The 16239-nt window shown below is 66.7% G+C and carries 11 protein-coding genes and 4 pseudogenes; 5 read left to right on the top strand and 10 right to left on the bottom strand.

The genetic code is table 11. The features are described from left to right. Positions 1–16: 16 nt before the first annotated feature. From OX89_RS12030 to lgt, 5 genes and pseudogenes are all read right to left on the bottom strand, one after another. Positions 17–843 (bottom strand): annotated as a pseudogene (locus OX89_RS12030) (enoyl-CoA hydratase/isomerase family protein). Positions 844–910: 67 nt separating this feature from the next. After that, positions 911–1886: pseudogene (locus OX89_RS12025) on the bottom strand (Bug family tripartite tricarboxylate transporter substrate binding protein); the annotation flags it as partial. A gap of 35 nt (positions 1887–1921) precedes the next feature. Next, complete coding sequence (locus tag OX89_RS12020) at positions 1922–3388, bottom strand: malonyl-CoA decarboxylase (RefSeq protein ID WP_047350773.1); 1467 nt, start codon at positions 3386–3388, stop codon at positions 1922–1924. Further along, positions 3385–4056 carry a GntR family transcriptional regulator gene (locus tag OX89_RS12015; protein WP_011804511.1) on the bottom strand — a complete coding sequence of 224 codons (672 nt, stop codon included), beginning with the start codon at positions 4054–4056 and terminating at the stop codon, positions 3385–3387. The genes OX89_RS12020 and OX89_RS12015 overlap by 4 nt, the downstream gene beginning before the upstream one ends. Before the next feature lie 235 nt (positions 4057–4291). Further along, positions 4292–5116, bottom strand: coding sequence for a prolipoprotein diacylglyceryl transferase (lgt, locus tag OX89_RS12010; protein ID WP_199856238.1), 825 nt, complete (start codon positions 5114–5116; stop codon positions 4292–4294). A 181-nt stretch (positions 5117–5297) separates the two neighbouring features. On the opposite strand from lgt, the gene bfr reads away from it, so the two are divergent. Beyond that, positions 5298–5780 (top strand): bacterioferritin, encoded by a 483-nt coding sequence (gene bfr / locus OX89_RS12005; RefSeq protein WP_011804509.1) that lies wholly within the window; start codon positions 5298–5300, stop codon positions 5778–5780. A 13-nt stretch (positions 5781–5793) separates the two neighbouring features. On the opposite strand, the gene OX89_RS12000 is transcribed toward bfr, so the two are convergent. Then, the gene (locus tag OX89_RS12000) at positions 5794–6222 is read right to left on the bottom strand and encodes a PaaI family thioesterase (protein ID WP_047350771.1); all 429 of its coding nucleotides are present in this window, start codon (positions 6220–6222) and stop codon (positions 5794–5796) included. A gap of 154 nt (positions 6223–6376) precedes the next feature. After that, complete coding sequence (ilvD, locus tag OX89_RS11995; protein WP_047350770.1) at positions 6377–8233, bottom strand: dihydroxy-acid dehydratase; 1857 nt, start codon at positions 8231–8233, stop codon at positions 6377–6379. A 229-nt stretch (positions 8234–8462) separates the two neighbouring features. Between ilvD (OX89_RS11995) and ilvD (OX89_RS11990) the strand changes: the two genes are divergently transcribed. Continuing rightward, a complete protein-coding gene (gene ilvD, locus OX89_RS11990; protein WP_047350769.1) occupies positions 8463–10157 on the top strand; it encodes a dihydroxy-acid dehydratase in 1695 nt (564 codons plus the stop codon). A gap of 132 nt (positions 10158–10289) precedes the next feature. Here the strand turns inward: ilvD (OX89_RS11990) and OX89_RS11985 are convergent, their stop codons facing one another. Further along, a complete protein-coding gene (locus OX89_RS11985; protein ID WP_011804505.1) occupies positions 10290–10532 on the bottom strand; it encodes a TIGR04438 family Trp-rich protein in 243 nt (80 codons plus the stop codon). Between the two features lie 108 nt (positions 10533–10640). Between OX89_RS11985 and OX89_RS11980 the strand changes: the two genes are divergently transcribed. After that, complete coding sequence (locus OX89_RS11980; protein WP_011804504.1) at positions 10641–10946, top strand: c-type cytochrome; 306 nt, start codon at positions 10641–10643, stop codon at positions 10944–10946. 86 nt (positions 10947–11032) lie between these two features. On the opposite strand, the gene OX89_RS11975 is transcribed toward OX89_RS11980, so the two are convergent. Together OX89_RS11975 and acs are read right to left on the bottom strand one after the other, a co-directional pair. Continuing rightward, positions 11033–11542, bottom strand: coding sequence for a hypothetical protein (locus OX89_RS11975; RefSeq protein WP_011804503.1), 510 nt, complete (start codon positions 11540–11542; stop codon positions 11033–11035). 476 nt (positions 11543–12018) lie between these two features. Further along, the gene (gene acs, locus OX89_RS11970) at positions 12019–14016 is read right to left on the bottom strand and encodes an acetate--CoA ligase (RefSeq protein ID WP_047350768.1); all 1998 of its coding nucleotides are present in this window, start codon (positions 14014–14016) and stop codon (positions 12019–12021) included. 205 nt (positions 14017–14221) lie between these two features. Here acs and OX89_RS11965 point away from each other — a divergent pair. Both OX89_RS11965 and OX89_RS11960 read left to right on the top strand, forming a co-directional pair. Then, positions 14222–14832 (top strand): annotated as a pseudogene (locus OX89_RS11965) (TIGR00645 family protein). Positions 14833–15488: 656 nt separating this feature from the next. Next, positions 15489–16196, top strand: a pseudogene (locus OX89_RS11960) (betaine/proline/choline family ABC transporter ATP-binding protein); the annotation flags it as partial. Positions 16197–16239: the final 43 nt, after the last annotated feature.

Genomic DNA, 16239 nt, shown 5'->3' with positions numbered 1-16239 from the left:
TGCACACACAAAGGATTCAGAAAACGGGAGCGCGCTTGGCCAGGAAGGCGTTGATGCCCTCGCGGTGTTCGGCGCTGTCGGCATAGGCGTAGGGGTCGGCCAGTGCGTTATGCGCTATCAAATCAGAAGCTGCTTGCGCTTGCTGGTCGGGCGCTAGCGGCACATTTTTTCGTATAGCGCGCAAGGTCTGCTTGTTGAGCCGGGCCGCACCGGGCGCCAAGGCTGCGATGCGCAGCGCCGTGCCCAGGGCTTGCGCGTCCAGCTGCTCGGTGTCGACCACGCGGCTCAGAAAGCCCCGCTGCGCCATCTCGGCGGCGCTGAAGGTGGCCGCCTCCAACAGCATCTGGCGCGCCGTCACGTCGCCCACGGCGCCCGCCACCAAGGCAGCCTCGCGCGGCGCCATCGGAAAGCCCAGCTTGGCGATGGGCGCGCCGAAACGCGCGCCGGCAGCGGCAATGCGGATGTCGCAGCAGCTGGCGATCTCCACGCCCGCGCCCATGCAGGCGCCTGCGATGCGCGCGACGATGGGCACGTCGCAGTCCAGCATGGCCGCCAGCCCGCCCCAGACATCGCTCTCGTGGAAGTCGCGCAGCTGCGCGGGGTCGAAGCGAAAGGCGGGGTACTCGGAAATATCCCCCCCGCGCAGAACGCCTCCCCTGCCCCCTCGATGAGCACGCAGCGCACGCCATCGCTGCGCTGGATGTCCTGGAACACCGTGCGCAACTGGCGCCACATGGCGCGCGACATGGCGTTGAGCCTGCCCTCGTGGCGCAGCGTCACGCGCACCACGCCGCGGCCAGCGGCCTCTCCTGCGGCCATGGCCGCGACAACTTCACCTGGCATGCGATCGGACTCTCTTCGTGGGGGTGGCGGCGGCGCCACTGGAGGGGCGCCGCAGTGGGGGACTACATCACTCCAGCTTGGCGCCCGAGGCCTTCACCACCTGCGCCCAGCGCTTGATCTCGCTGCTGACCATCTTGGCGAAGTCCGCCTGCGACAGCGTGCCGAACTCCGCGCCGTTGCCGGCCCAGATGGCCTTGAGCTCCTCGGCCTGGCCGAGCTTGCGGATCTCCTCGACGATGCGCGCCTGCAGATCGGCCGGCGTGCCCTTGGGTGCCCACAGGCCATACCAGGTGGACACGGTGTAGTCCGGCAGGCCCACCTCTGCCGCGCAGGGCACGTCGGGGAAGGCCGGGTTGCGCTTGGAGCCCGACACCATCAGCGCCTTGATGCGCCCGCCCTTGATGTGCGAGGCCGACGAGCCCAGGCCGTCGAACAGCATGTCCACGTTGCCGCCGATCAGGTCCTGCAGCGCAGGGCCCGCGCCGCGATAGGGGATGTGGGTGATGAAAGTCCCCGTCTGCAGCTTGAACAGCTCGCCCGCCAGGTGGTGCGAGGTGCCCGAGCCGGCCGACGCATAGTTCAGCTTGGCGGGGTTGGCCTTCACGAAGTCCATGAATTGCTTCATGTTGGTGGCCGTCACGTTGCGCGGGTTCACCACCAGCACCTGCGGCACGTTGGCCACCAAGGCCAGCGGCACGAAGTCCTTTTCCAGGTCGTAGTCCAGCTTGGGGTACATGGACGGTGCAATCACATGGTGCACGCCACCCATGAACAGGTTGTAGCCATCGGCTGGCGCCTTGGCCGCCACGCTGGCACCCACGGTGCCGCCCGCGCCGCCGCGGTTGTCGATCACCAGCGTCTTGCCCGTGGACTTGGCGAACTGCGCAGCCAATGGGCGCGCAAAGGCATCCGTGCCGCCGCCCGCGGGGAACGGCACCACCATGTTGACCGGTTTGGTCGGCCAGCCGCTGGCGCCTTGCGCCCAGGCACCGCCCGTGGCCAGCGCCAGGCCCGCAGCGCCGGCTGCGCGCAGCATGTCACGGNCCGCCGCGCCCGCCGGCGCCGAGGCAGCGCGCCGTCAGTCACGGCACAGGCTGTCGATATCGCCCGACACGGGCACGCGCCCCTGCGCAAGCAGGCCGTGGTGCTTGTCGATGCGCTTGAGGTCATACAGGTAGTTGACCATCAGCCCGAAGGACTGCTTGAGCCCCTTGGCCGACGGGTCGCCCGCCCAGTTCAACCGCTCCACGCGCGCGCCATTGCCCAGGTGAAAGCGCGCCACCGGGTCCACCGGCTTGCCGTCGTGCAGCTCGCGCCCCAGGTAGCGCGCCGCGCACTGCATGAGCAGCTGGCGCACGGGTGACTTGGGCGGCAGCTCCAGCGCCTTGTCGGCCGCGGCCAGCACATGCGCGGCCTGCGGCGGCTCGAAGCCCACGGCGCGGCCCAGTTCGGCCAGGCGCTTCTCGTCGAGCTGCTCCAGCTGCGCGGCGCAGTTCTTGGACAGCCAGGAACGAAAGCCCGGGATCGGCGAGAGCGTGGCGAAAGTGCGCAGGCGCGGGAATTCCTGCGTGAGCGTCTCGGCCACGTGCTTGATGAGCGAATCGCCGAAGCTCACGCCGCGCAGCCCCGTCTGCGTGCTGCTGATCGAGTAGAAGATCGCCGTGGTGGCACGCTGGATGTCGGCGGCCTCGGCGGCCTCGTCCAGCAGCGGGGTGATGCTGGACGAAATCTCGTTGACCAGCGCCACCTCCACGAAGATCAGCGGCTCATTGGGCAGGCGGGGGTGAAAGAACCCGTAGCAGCGGCGGTCGCTGTCCAGTCGGTTCTTCAGGTCCGCCCAGCTGCGGATGTCGTGCACCGCTTCGTACTTGATGAGCTTTTCGATCAGCGAGGCGGGCGAATCCCACGACAGGCGCCTCAGTTCGAGGAACGCCACATCGAACCAGGTGGAGAACAATTGCTCCAGCTCCGCGTCCAGCGGCAGCAGGCGCTTGTCGCTCTTGAGCAGGGGCAGCAGCTCGGCGCGCAAGTCCACGAGGAAGCGCATGCCTTCCGGAAACACCGCAAAGCGCTGCAGCAGCCGTGTACGCGGCGACACCATGGCGCGGCGCAGGTGGGCTTCGGCCTGGGGCGCATCATCGGTGCCGGCGGCGGCCTCGTAGCGCTGCTGGGCCGATTTGAAACGCGTGGCATCGGGCGCGAACTGCTCGCACATCAGCAACCACAGGTCGCGCCGCTCTTCGGGCGTGGCCTCGGCGTACCACGCGGCAATGGCCTGCGCGCGGCGCCCGCCTTCGATCTCGCTCACGCGCGGGGCCACCACTGCCTGCAGGTCGGTCAGCAACCGGCGCAGCACGCGGGGCGACAGCGCCTCGCCGCTCCTGCGCAGCGTGGCCTGCAGGCGCTCGTGCGTGGAACGTTCGGCCGCAGGCTTGGGCGACGCGGCGCTTGCGCCGTCCTTGTCCTTGTTCTTGCTGGCGGCTTTGCTGTCTGCGGACCGCAGGCGGTCCACGTTGCGCGAGATCCAGGTGGAGGCGGCGTTCATGGTGTGATCCGTGAGGGGTGGTTGCGTGCAAGCTCGCGCAGCGCGTCGCGCTGCGCCAGAAGGTGGTTGCGCATGGCCTGCTCAGCCGCGGCGGCGTCGCCCTTTTGGAGTGCGGCGAACACCTGCCGGTGCTCCGACAGGCTCTGCTGCAGCCGGCCGGGCACCTGCAACGTCTGGTGCCGCGCCAGGCGCAGGATCTTGCGCAGGTCGCCGATCACCTGGGCCAGCCAGCGGTTGTCCGCCAGGGTGATGAAGGCCTCGTGGATGGCGTAGTTGGCTTCGTAGTATTCGGTGATGCGCCCCGCCTCGGCATGGTCCTGCAGGCGCTGGTGCAGCACCTGCAGCGCGTCGATGTCGGCGGGGCCTGCGTGCTCGGTGGCCTCATAGGCCGCACGGCCCTCCAGCAGCGCGATCACGGGGAAGATCTCCTGCAGATCGCGCTCCGTGATCTCGGCCACGAAGCAGCCGCGGCGCGGCTCATGGCGCAGCAGCCCTTCCGCCACCAGCACCTTGAGCGCCTCGCGCAGCGGCGTACGCGACACGGCCAGCCGCTCGCACAGCGCGGCCTCGTCCACGAAGCTGCCCGGCGCCAGTTCGCCCGCAAAGATCTGCTGACGCAGCATCTCGGCGGCCTGGTGGTGCAGGGAATTGGCGGGCGGACGGCGCATGGTGAATGGGCGGCAGGCGTTATGACGTCACGAATGGCACACAAGGGGTCGCGAAACTGCATCATTTCGCGTAATTTTCAATAATTATGAAAGCATGCCAAGCCGCCGGGATGGGGACTATCCCTAGCGGGGCATATTGACGCAACGCGGCAACACTCCGCCACCGCGCCGCCCGCAAGGAACAATCAAAAATGAGAGCTGCCGGCGCTTGCTGGACAAGCGCTGGCGCCTTCTTTTATGCAAATCCCTCCGGAGCATCCTGCCGCTGCGCCCAGACCCACATCGCCACCCCGGCCGCCACCATCGGGATGCACAGCCACTGGCCCATGCTCATGCCCAGCGACAACAGGCCCAGGAAGCTGTCGGGCTCGCGGAAGTATTCGGCCGTGAAGCGCAGCACGCCATAGCCCACGAGGAACGCCGCCGCTACCTCGCCACGCTTGCGCGGCTGGCGCGCATACAGCCACAGCAGCACGAACAGCAGCAGGCCTTCGAGCAGGAACTGGTAGATCTGCGACGGATGGCGCGGCAGCATGGAGCCGCTTTGCGGGAACACCATGCCCCAGGGCAGATCCGGCGGCGCGAAGCGCCCCCACAGTTCGCCGTTGATGAAGTTGCCGATGCGCCCGGCCGCCAACCCCGGGGGCACGCAGGGCGCCACGAAATCGGCCACCTGCAGCCAGGGCCTGCGGCGCGAATGCGCAAACCACAGCATGGAGCCGATCACGCCCAGCAACCCGCCGTGAAAGCTCATGCCGCCCTGCCACACGTAGAAGATCTCCAGCGGGTGGCTCAGGTAGTAGCCCGGCTTGTAGAACAGGCAGTACCCCAGCCGCCCGCCCACCACCACGCCCAGCACGCCCAGGAACAGGATGTCCTCCACGTCCTTGCGCGACCACGCCTGGTCGCCACGCAGGGATGCGTAGGGCTGGTGGCTCAGGCGCCGCATGCCCAGGAACATGAACAGCGCAAAACCGGCCAGATAGGTCAGGCCGTACCAGTGGATGGACAAAGGCCCGACCTGCAGGGCCACGGGGTCGATTTGGGGGTACATCAGCATGGCGGGCATTGTGCCGCAGGGCCGTGACACGCCCGCGCCTGTCCAACGCTGCCAGGATGAGAATGCGCCTGCGTACGGCCCGCATCCAGGGCGCCCATGCCCGGTAATTGACGGCCGCCATTGAACCGGCGCGCAAGGCGCCGGATACTCACGCCATCACCACCCCCATGAGAACACCAACATGCAAGGCCACCCGGAAGTCATCGACTGCCTCAAGGATCTGCTGCGCGGCGAGCTGGCCGCGCGCGACCAGTACTTCATCCACTCCCGCCAGTACGAGGACCAGGGCCTCACCCGCCTGTACGAGCGCATGGGCCACGAGATGGAGGAGGAAACCCAGCATGCCGACGCCATCCTGCGCCGCATCCTGATGCTGGGCGGGCGCCCTGACATGCGCCCGCACGACTTCACGCCCGGCGAATCCGCGCAGGAGATGCTGCGCAAGGACCTGGACACCGAATACACCGTGCAGGCCCGCTTGAAGGCCGCGATGGCCCTGTGCGAATCCCACCGCGACTACGTGAGCCGCGACATGCTGCTGGCCCAGTTGCGCGACACCGAGGAAGACCACGCCTACTGGCTGGAAAAGCAGCTCGGCCTGATCGAGAAGATCGGCCTGCCCAACTACCTGCAGACCCAGGCGGGCGGCCCTTCGGGCTCGTGAGGCTGCGGCGCTCTCAGGCGCCGGCCGGCACGTTGACCATGGTGGCCTGCATCAACGCCACCACCTTGTAGTCGGGCCCGTCGCCCGTGTACGCGCGCACTTCGCCGGTGCACACGGTGAGCATGCGCCCGGCGTTTTGCACCTTGCCAACGGCGAGGAAGCGCCGGCCCAGCGCGGGCCGCATGAAGTTGGTCTTGAATTCGGCCGTGACGATCTCGCAGCCGGGGGGCGAGCGGGTCAGCGCCGCGTAGCCGCAGGCGCTGTCCACGATGCTGGTGATGGCCCCCGCGTGCACGAAGCCCTGCTGCTGCGACAGGTGGGTGGAAAACGGCATCTCGATATGCACCTCACCCTCCGCCACCAGCGCCAGCCGGGCGCCGAGGGTGGCCATCAAACCTTGTGCCGCGAAGCTGGCTGCGATGCGTTGCTGGAACTCGTTCATGGGCGATGGCATTTCGTTGCTACAACAAAAAGAGCTGTTGGCGCTGGCAGCGTGGCCATTTGAAGCTTAAACGCACCTGTAAATCGCGTCCGTCCAGCGCGAGCAGCTCATAAATCAGGAGCGCACGCCCGGCATGGGCGTGCACCGCACCACGTCAGTCCAGCAGCGACACGTCGCGCACGGCGCCCTTGTCGGCCGACGTCACGAGCTTGGCATAGGCCTTGAGCGCGGCCGAGACCTTGCGCGGACGTGGCTGGGCGGGCTTCCAGCCCTTGGCGTCCTGCTCGGCGCGGCGCTGGGCCAACTCCTCGTCGCTCACCAGTACGTTGATGGTGCGGTTGGGAATGTCGATGCGGATGCGGTCGCCGTCGCGCACCAGGCCGATCGCGCCGCCGGCAGCCGCCTCGGGCGAGCAGTGGCCGATGGACAGGCCCGAGGTGCCGCCAGAGAAGCGCCCGTCGGTCAGCAGCGCGCAGGCCTTGCCCAGGCCCTTGGACTTGATGTAGCTCGTGGGGTAGAGCATTTCCTGCATGCCGGGGCCGCCCTTGGGGCCCTCGTAGCGCACCACCACGACGTCGCCGGCCTTGACCTTGTCGGCCAGGATGTTCTCCACCGCCTCGTCCTGGCTTTCGACCACATGCGCCGGGCCTTCGAAGACCAGGATGGATTCATGAACGCCCGCGGTCTTGACCACGCAGCCGTCCTTGGCGATGTTGCCGGTGAGCACCGCCAGGCCGCCTTCCTTGCTGAAGGCGTGCTCCGCGGAGCGGATACAGCCCGCGGCGCGGTCCAGGTCCAGGCTCGGCCAGCGCACGCTCTGGCTGAAGGCGACCTGCGTGGGCACGCCGCCGGGGCCGGCCTTGTAGAACGTCTGAACGGCTTCGTCCTGCGTGCGCGTCACGTCCCACTGCGCCAGCGCCTCGCCCAGTGTGGGTGCGTGAATGGTGGGCACGTCGGTGTGCAGCTTGCCCGCACGCTCCAGCTCGCCCAGGATGGCGAAGATGCCGCCGGCGCGGTGCACGTCCTCGATGTGGTACTTGTCGGTGTTGGGTGCGACCTTGCACAGCTGCGGCACGCTGCGCGACAGGCGGTCGATGTCGGCCATGCTGAAGTCGATGCCGGCCTCCTGTGCAATGGCCAGCAGGTGCAGGATGGTGTTGGTGGAGCCGCCCATGGCGATGTCCAGCGTCATCGCGTTCTCGAAGGCCTTGAAGCCGACCGAGCGCGGCAGGATGCGCTCGTCGCCCTGCTCGTAGTACTGGCGCGCCAGCTCCACGATGCGCCGGCCCGCGCGCTTGAAGAGCTGCTCGCGGTCGGCGTGCGTGGCCACCACGGTGCCGTTGCCGGGCAGGGACAGGCCCAGCGCCTCGGTCAGGCAGTTCATGGAGTTGGCGGTGAACATGCCCGAGCAGGAGCCGCAGGTGGGGCAGGCATTGCGCTCGGCCTCGGCCAGGTCGGCGTCGCTCACCTTGTCGTCGGCGGCCATCACCATGGCGTCGATCAGGTCCAGCTTCTTGATCTGGATGGTGCTGGTGCCGGGCACGGCCTGCTGCACCTTGCCGGCCTCCATGGGGCCGCCGGAGACGAAGATCACCGGAATGTTCAGCCGCATGGCGGCCATGAGCATGCCGGGGGTGATCTTGTCGCAGTTGCTGATGCAGACCATGGCGTCGGCACAGTGCGCGTTCACCATGTATTCCACGCTGTCGGCAATGATGTCGCGGCTGGGCAGCGAATACAGCATGCCGTCGTGGCCCATGGCGATGCCGTCATCCACGGCGATGGTGTTGAATTCCTTGGCCACGCCGCCGGCGGCCTCGATCTCGCGCGCCACGAGCTGGCCCAGGTCCTTCAGGTGCACATGGCCGGGCACGAACTGGGTGAACGAGTTGACCACCGCGATGATGGGCTTGGAGAAATCGGCGTCTTTCATGCCGGTGGCGCGCCACAGGGAGCGGGCCCCTGCCATGTTGCGGCCGGCGGTGGAGGTTTTGGAACGGTATGCGGGCATCGTGGTTGCGGGAGATGAGTGGCTCAGGAAAGTCGATGGGCCCGTGCGCTTGGGGGCCTGCGCGCGCCGCAGCGGAAACCTCTTGAGCCCCGCCCTAGGCAAAACCGTTTGATTATGTCGTAGCCCCGGTACCCACGCTGGCGCCCGGGCCCCGCATTCACCCGCATGGACAGCCGCTGCGGCGGCGTCCACACTCGGCCGTCTCGCCACCGCAGAAGCAGGACCCGCCATGACCGACCCGCTGCCGCTGAACCGCCGCTCCGCCCACATCACCCAGGGCAAGGCGCGCGCGCCCAACCGCTCCATGTTCTACGGCATGGGCTACCAGGAGGGCGACTTCGCCAAGCCCATGGTGGGCGTGGCCAACGGGCACAGCACCATCACGCCCTGCAACAGCGGCCTGCAACGCCTGGCCGACGCGGCCATCGCAGGCATCGAGGAAGCGGGCGGCAACGCCCAGGTCTTCGGCACGCCCACCATCAGCGACGGCATGGCCATGGGTACCGAGGGCATGAAGTACAGCCTGGTGAGCCGCGAGGTGATTGCCGACTGCGTCGAGACCTGCGTGCAGGGCCAGTGGATGGACGGCGTGGTCGTCATCGGCGGCTGCGACAAGAACATGCCCGGCGGCCTGATGGGCATGCTGCGCGCCAACGTGCCGGCGATCTACGTGTATGGCGGCACCATCCTGCCGGGCCGCTGGCAGGGGCAGGACCTGAACATCGTGAGCGTGTTCGAAGCCGTGGGCCAGAACGCGGCAGGCAGGATGACCGACCAGGAACTCAAGGACATCGAGCAGCACGCCATCCCGGGCACGGGTTCGTGCGGCGGCATGTACACGGCCAACACCATGTCCTCGGCCTTCGAGGCGCTGGGCATGAGCCTGCCCTACTCCTCCACCATGGCCAATCCGCACGACGAGAAAATGAACTCGGCCCGCGAATCCGCCCGGGTGCTGATCGAGGCCATCCGCAAGGACTTGAAGCCACGCGACATCGTCACGCGCAAGGCCATCGAGAACGCCGTGGCCGTGATCATGGCCACGGGCGGCTCCACCAACGCGGTGCTGCACTTCCTGGCGATCGCGCACGCGGCGGGTGTGGAGTGGTCCATCGACGACTTCGAGCGCATGCGCAAGAAGGTCCCAGTGATCTGCGACCTCAAGCCCAGCGGCCGGTACCTGGCCGTCGACCTGCACCGCGCGGGCGGCATTCCCCAGGTGATGAAGGTGCTGCTGAATGCCGGCCTGTTGCACGGCGACTGCATGACCATCACCGGCAAAACCATCGCCGAAACCCTGGCCGACGTACCCGACGCGCCACGGCCGGACCAGGACGTGATTCACCCGATCGACAAGGCGCTGTACCGCGAGGGGCACCTCGCCATCCTCAAGGGCAACCTGAGTCCCGAGGGCGCCGTGGCCAAGATCACCGGGCTGAAGAACCCCGTCATCACCGGGCCCGCGCGTGTGTTCGACGATGAGCAGTCGGCGCTGCAGGCCATCCTGGACGGCAGGATCGTCGCGGGCGACGTGATGGTGTTGCGCTACCTCGGCCCCAAGGGTGGCCCGGGCATGCCGGAGATGCTGGCCCCCACGGGCGCGCTGATCGGTGCGGGCCTGGGCGAAAGCGTGGGCTTGATCACCGACGGGCGCTTCTCGGGCGGCACCTGGGGCATGGTGGTGGGCCACGTCGCGCCCGAGGCGGCTGCGGGGGGCACTATTGCGCTGGTGCATGAGGGCGACACAATCACCATCGACGCCCACCAACTGCTGCTGCAGCTGCACGTGGACGACGCCACGCTGGCACAGCGCCGCGCCGCCTGGCAGCCACCCACGCCGCGCTACATGCGGGGCGTGCAGGCCAAGTTTGCCTTCAACGCCTCCAGCGCCAGCAAGGGTGCGGTGCTGGATGACTTTTCATGAAAAATGCCGCCAACGCTTATCCAATAAGCGCCAGCAGCTATCAAAACAGGATCATTGCTGCGCCAGCACCGCCCAAGAAAAACCCGCAGGGCGCGTGCACCGCTGCGGGTTGTCTGGACAGGGAAGAAGCCCTCAGCGCGGTCGGCGCGGACCCATGCCCATGGATTCCTTCTGTTTGTTGATGCGGTCCTTGCGGCGCTGGTCCATCTTTTCCATGGCCTTGCGCTTGGTGTAGCCGGTGGCATCCGCCCAGGCCCACCAGGCCGCAGCTACCGCAAAAGGAGACAACACCCACCACCATGACCAATTCGCCACAGGGCCGATCTCCAGATATTTGAGAAGTATCAACAAGATGCCTAAAAGCAGCGCATACATGGTCACATCCTTTGGTGCCGCGCGAGCTTTGGCCTGGAGCCCGTCAACGGCGAACACTACAATCCCATTGAAGGCTAAATGTACCCCAACCCTAGAGGAAACCCCGCGATGAAGCGCACACTGATCACCCTCGCCATGACGCTGTCGGTTGCAGCCCCTGCATTCGCCGACCAGGCCCTGGCAACCTCCAAGAACTGCATGGCTTGCCACGCCGTGGACAAGAAGCTGGTGGGTCCGTCCTACAAGGACGTTGCCGCCAAATACGCGGGCCAAGCAGGCGCCGCAGACAAGCTGGCCGAGAAGATCATGAAGGGAAGTTCCGGCGTGTGGGGCCCCGTACCCATGCCCGCCAACGCCCAGGTGAACGCCGCCGACGCCAAGAAGCTGGCGACCTGGGTCCTGTCGCTCAAGTAATCCAGAGGGGAAAGCGCCTTCGCGGCGCGCCCTGCAAAAAGGCCGCAGCGCTCACGCTCTGCGGCCTTTTTATGGCGTAAGGGCCGTCAGAGCCTGAGTTCCGGCTCGGTGCGCACCGGCGGCACGGGCTGTACGGCTTTCGGCTCGCCCCGGCGGTGCAATTGGTCTTCCAACTGTCCCACGTAGGCGGCAGTGATGTTGTCCGATTCCTGCGCCCGCGCGCTCAGGCGCGCCTCCAGCGCGTCCAGGCGCGCCATCAGGGCGTCGTAGCCCGTGCGGTGCTGGGTTTCCAGGAACTGGCGCAGCTCCGTGAAACGCGATGCCTCCGCCCGGTCGGCCAGTTCGCGCTGCGCCGCCATCTCCTTGGCATGGCGGCGCGTTTCCATGAGCACAGAGCCCTGCAGCGTCAGCACATAGGCCAAGAAAAAGGCCCCCAGCAGGACGGTCAGCCCCAGCATGATGAGCCCCAGGGGCGCCTGCACCGTGGCCACGCCCAATGAAACGACGGTGGGCACCGAGAGCGTCGCCCAATTGAGTGCTGCCAACGCACCGATGGCCACGACGATCAATAAAAGGATGAGGGTTTTGAGCTTCATGCAAGGGACTCCTGATGGCCAGCTGGACCGCTATCTGTGTTCAACCCACGGGATGTGCGGCCAATGCGCGGGTTGTACCCCATGGCGGCACGCCCGTCATGGCCCAACCCGGTATTTGCGCCCTGCTCCTACAACGCCAGGGTTCAAAACTGCTTCGCCCGAAACGAAAAAAGCCGCCTGGCAAGAAGCGGTTTGGGTCTGCAAAGTCTGGACGCCGACGCCTCGCGGCACCCCTTCACCCGCAAGGCTGGGCCCACCGATGCAGGTTTTGCCGGCACGCCACATCTGCTGCGCAGATAGGAGTGCCGTTCAACCCCGCAAGCGCTGCGCGCCGGCGCCTTGCGGCGCCTCCTGCATCAGTTGGACTGCGCCAACTGATCCAATGTTTTTGCCAGCACGTCACATCTGCTGCGCAGATATGAGTGCCGTCCAACCCCGCAAGCGCTGCGCGCCGGCGCCTTGCGGCGACTCCTGCATCAGTTGGACTGCGCCAACTGATCCAGGATTGCGGGGTTTTCCAGGGTGCTGGTGTCCTGGGTGATGGGTTCGCCCTTGGCGATCGAGCGCAGCAGGCGGCGCATGATCTTGCCGCTGCGGGTCTTGGGCAGGTTGTCACCGAAGCGGATGTCCTTGGGCTTGGCGATGGGGCCGATCTCCTTGGCGACCCAGTTGCGCAGTTCGGTGGCGATCTGCTTGGCCTCCTCGCCCGTGGGGCGCGAGCGCTTGAGCACCACGAAGGCGCAAATCGCCTCGCCCGTCAGGTCGTCGGGACGGCCCACCACGGCTGCCTCGGCCACGAGGTCCGTCTTGGCGACCAGGGCGGACTCGATCTCCATCGTGCCCATGCGGTGGCCAGACACGTTCAGCACGTCGTCGATGCGGCCCGTGATGCGGAAGTAGCCACGGTCGGCACTGCGCACGGCGCCGTCGCCGGCCAGGTAGGTGGTGCCCCCCAACTCTTCGGGGAAATAGCTTTTCTTGAAGCGCTCGGGGTCGCCCCAGATGGTGCGGATCATCGAGGGCCAGGGCCGCTTGATCACGAGCATGCCGCCCGCGCCGTTGGGCAGGTCTTTGCCGGTTTCATCGACGATGGCGGCCTGGATGCCCGGCAGCGGCAAGGTGCACGAACCCGGCACGAGCGGCGTGGCACCCGGCAGCGGGGTGATGACGTGGCCGCCGTTTTCGGTCTGCCAGAACGTGTCCACGATGGGACAGCGCTCGCCGCCCACATGGCGGTAGTACCACATCCAGGCCTCGGGGTTGATGGGCTCGCCCACGCTGCCCAGGATGCGCAGGCTCGACAGATCCCAGTTCTTGGGGTGCACGCTCTCGTCGGAGTCGGCCGCCTTGATGAGCGAGCGGATGGCAGTGGGCGCCGTGTAGAACACCGTGACCTTGTGGCGCTCGATCATCTGCCAGAAGCGCCCGGCGTTGGGGTACGTGGGTACGCCCTCGAACACCACCTGCGTGGCACCCGCAGCCAGCGGACCGTAGGCCACGTAGGTGTGGCCCGTGATCCAGCCGATATCGGCCGTGCACCAGAACACGTCGTCGGGGCGAATGTCGAAGGTCCACTCCATCGTCACCTTGGCCCACAGCAGGTAGCCGCCGGTGCTGTGCTGCACGCCCTTGGGCTTGCCCGTGGAGCCGCTGGTGTAGAGGATGAACAGCGGATGCTCCGCGCCCACGGGCGTGGGTGGGCATTCGGTGCTCTGCCCGGCCAGGATCTCGGAGAAGGTCTTGTCACGCCCCGCCACCATGTCGCAGGCCGTGGCCGTGCGCTGGTATACGAAGACATTCTTGATGCTGTCGCAGCCGCCCATGGACAGGCCCTCGTCCACGATGGCCTTCAGGGGCAGTTCCTTGCCGCCGCGCAATTGGTAGTTGGCCGTGATCACCGCCACGGCGCCCGCATCGATGATGCGCTCGTTCAGCGCCTTGGCAGAGAAACCGCCGAACACCACGCTGTGCGTGGCGCCGATGCGCGCGCAGGCCTGCATGGCCACCACGCCTTCCACGCCCATCGGCATGTAGATGAGCACGCGGTCGCCCTGCTGCACGCCGTGCGCCTTCAGGGCATTGGCGAACTGGCTCACGCGCTCCAGCAGTTGCCGGTAAGTGACCTGGGTGACGGTTCCGTCGTCGGCCTCGAAGAGGATGGCGGCCTTGTTCTCGACCGGCGTCCCCATGTGCTTGTCCAGGCAGTTGGCACTGGCGTTGAGCTCGCCGTCGGCAAACCACTGGTAGAACGGCGCCTTGGACTCGTCCAGCGTCTGCGTGAACGGCTTGGTCCATTGCAGGTGCTCGCGCGCCAGGCGCGCCCAGAAGCCCTCGGGATCCTTGTTGGCTTGGGCGCACAGGGCCTCGTAGCCGGCCATGCCCGACACGCGGGCCGCCTTCACCACGCTATCGGCAGGCGGGAAGACGCGGTTCTCCACCAATACGGATTCGATGGCATTGGACGATGCACTCATGGGTTTGTCTCCTGAAGCTAAGAATTTTGAGTGGTACTTTCAGCCCTGGTACTTACAGGCCACTGACGGAGCGCCACAGCATACGGCAGCGCTCCAGCGCCATGCCCTGGCATGCGTGAAATGCCTGACGGTGGCATGTCTTCGGGGCGAAACGGGCTGCCCCTAAAATGGCGCGCCTCACCTTCCCGACGCATTTCCCGTCACCATGACTTCCCCTTCCCCCCATTCCGCCCACATGGCAAACGCCCCGCTGCGCCCCCTGCCCGCCCTGATCTTTGCAGCCGCTGGCTGCAACTGCCCCTGTACCTGGGCCTGATCGCCGCCCAGGGCGTCTATGTCTGGCACTTCCTGCTGGAACTGTGGCACCTGGTGGAAGCGGCTTTCGGCCACGAGGCCGCGCTGCAGGCGCTCATCACCAGCATCGGCTACAAGCCGGACGCGCCCGTCACCTCGCTCAACGAGACGGTGATCATGCTGGTGGTGCTGGCGCTGATCGATGTGGTGATGATCTCCAACCTGCTCATCATGGTGATCGTCGGGGGCTACGAGACCTTCGTGAGCCGCCTTGGCCTGGATCGCCACCCCGACCAGCCCGAGTGGCTGGGCCATGTGAACGCCTCGGTGCTCAAGGTGAAGCTGGGCCTGTCGATCATCGGCATCAGTTCGATCCACCTGCTCAAGACCTTCATCAACGCCGCCAACTACAGCGAGAAGGTGCTGATGTGGCAGACCATCATCCACGTCACTTTCCTGTTCAGCGCGCTGGCCATCGCACTCACCGACCGGCTGCTGCACACTTCCGAGGACAAGCACTGAGGCATGCGGCCGGTCACCCGGCCAATCGCCCGCAAACCCATGGAACGCCCGCGCTCCATGGGTTTTTTGCTTCAAAAGCCCTCCAGCGCCCATGCAGCAAGCGCGAGCAGCTATTAATTTTGCAGCGATCGGCGAGCCTGCCATCCGTCCACGCGCGAAATAGCACAAATCAAAAAACCCGTTTTTTGACTAAAAAATACCGAATAACTATACTTTCACGGTGTTTTACAACCTGCCACGCAGGTAATTCGCTCTTTGTGGCTGCGTTGCCCGAGAGCGCCCCGTGCCAACGCGCCTCCCACTGCTGGCGGCCCTGGCACACAGGCCGAAGTATTCGCCCCTGATGCCCCAGGGTGCCCTGCCGCCAATGCGCGGCGCACGGTACCCGCGTGACTGCGCAAGTCCTCAGCCAGACCTCTTGCGCCGCGCACCCAGGCCCTTGCGCACCGTTCGCGTGCCATTCGGGCCGATCTGGTCACTTTTCGTGTCCGCCCTCTTCCCGGCCCTGCAGGCCGCGCCCGTCGATTGGCGACGCGCGTGCCCTCGCGGGGACGCCGCATCGGGGTCGTGTGTGCCGCTTTGGCCTTTGCGTTCCTGCCGCCATTGGTGCGGCAGGGGCCCGTTCAACCCGTCACAACCGAGGAAGGACCCACACGGTGGCCAAGCAAATCATCATCGACCATGTCTTCAAGGTCTTCGGCGACTCGCCGCAGGAAGCGCTGCGCCTGGTGCAGCAGGGCCTGAGCAAGCAGCAGATCCTGGAGCGCACGGGCCATTCCATCGGCGTGTTCGATGCCAGCTTCACCATCGAGGCCGGCGAAATCTTCGTCGTCATGGGCCTGTCGGGCTCGGGCAAGTCCACGCTGGTGCGCATGCTCAACCGCCTGATCGAGCCCACCAGCGGCCGCATCCTGGTGGACGGCCAGGACATCAACCGCCTGGGCGACCGCGAGTTGCGCGCGCTGCGGCGCAAGGACATCAGCATGGTGTTCCAGTCGTTCGCCCTGATGCCGCACATGACGGTGCTGGACAACGCCGCCTTCGGGCTGGAACTCGCCGGAGTGGACCGTGCCGAGCGCCAGCAGGCAGCGCAGGAGGCCCTGCAGCAGGTGGGCCTGGGCGCCTGGGGCGCCAGCTACCCCGACGAACTCTCGGGCGGCATGCAGCAACGCGTGGGGCTGGCGCGCGCGCTGGCAGCCGACCCGTCCATCCTGCTCATGGACGAGGCGTTCTCCGCGCTGGACCCCATCATCCGCACCGAGATGCAAAGCGAGCTGCTGCGCCTGCAGCAGATCAAGCGCCGCACCATCGTCTTCATCTCGCACGACCTGGACGAGGCCATGCGCATCGGCGACCGCATCGCTGCGCATTCCACTGATGGCGGACAGTGATTCCATTCCCATCGCG

Source organism: Diaphorobacter sp. J5-51 (assembly GCF_001023515.1).
GTDB classification, from domain to species: Bacteria; Pseudomonadota; Gammaproteobacteria; order Burkholderiales; family Burkholderiaceae_C; genus Diaphorobacter; species Diaphorobacter nitroreducens.
This window is presented reverse-complemented; position numbering and strand designations above follow the sequence as displayed.

What these genes read in the sequence shown, in the direction of transcription:
- bfr (WP_011804509.1), top strand. Translation starts at nt 5,298, where the DNA reads ATGCAAGGCCACCCGGAAGTCATCGACTGCCTCAAGGATCTGCTGCGC.
- ilvD (WP_047350769.1), top strand. Translation starts at nt 8,463, where the DNA reads ATGACCGACCCGCTGCCGCTGAACCGCCGCTCCGCCCACATCACCCAG.
- OX89_RS12020 (WP_047350773.1), bottom strand. Translation starts at nt 3,388, where the DNA reads ATGAACGCCGCCTCCACCTGGATCTCGCGCAACGTGGACCGCCTGCGG.
- ilvD (WP_047350770.1), bottom strand. Translation starts at nt 8,233, where the DNA reads ATGCCCGCATACCGTTCCAAAACCTCCACCGCCGGCCGCAACATGGCA.
- acs (WP_047350768.1), bottom strand. Translation starts at nt 14,016, where the DNA reads ATGAGTGCATCGTCCAATGCCATCGAATCCGTATTGGTGGAGAACCGC.
- OX89_RS11975 (WP_011804503.1), bottom strand. Translation starts at nt 11,542, where the DNA reads ATGAAGCTCAAAACCCTCATCCTTTTATTGATCGTCGTGGCCATCGGT.
- OX89_RS12015 (WP_011804511.1), bottom strand. Translation starts at nt 4,056, where the DNA reads ATGCGCCGTCCGCCCGCCAATTCCCTGCACCACCAGGCCGCCGAGATG.
- lgt (WP_199856238.1), bottom strand. Translation starts at nt 5,116, where the DNA reads ATGCTGATGTACCCCCAAATCGACCCCGTGGCCCTGCAGGTCGGGCCT.
- OX89_RS11985 (WP_011804505.1), bottom strand. Translation starts at nt 10,532, where the DNA reads ATGTATGCGCTGCTTTTAGGCATCTTGTTGATACTTCTCAAATATCTG.
- OX89_RS12000 (WP_047350771.1), bottom strand. Translation starts at nt 6,222, where the DNA reads ATGAACGAGTTCCAGCAACGCATCGCAGCCAGCTTCGCGGCACAAGGT.
- OX89_RS11980 (WP_011804504.1), top strand. Translation starts at nt 10,641, where the DNA reads ATGAAGCGCACACTGATCACCCTCGCCATGACGCTGTCGGTTGCAGCC.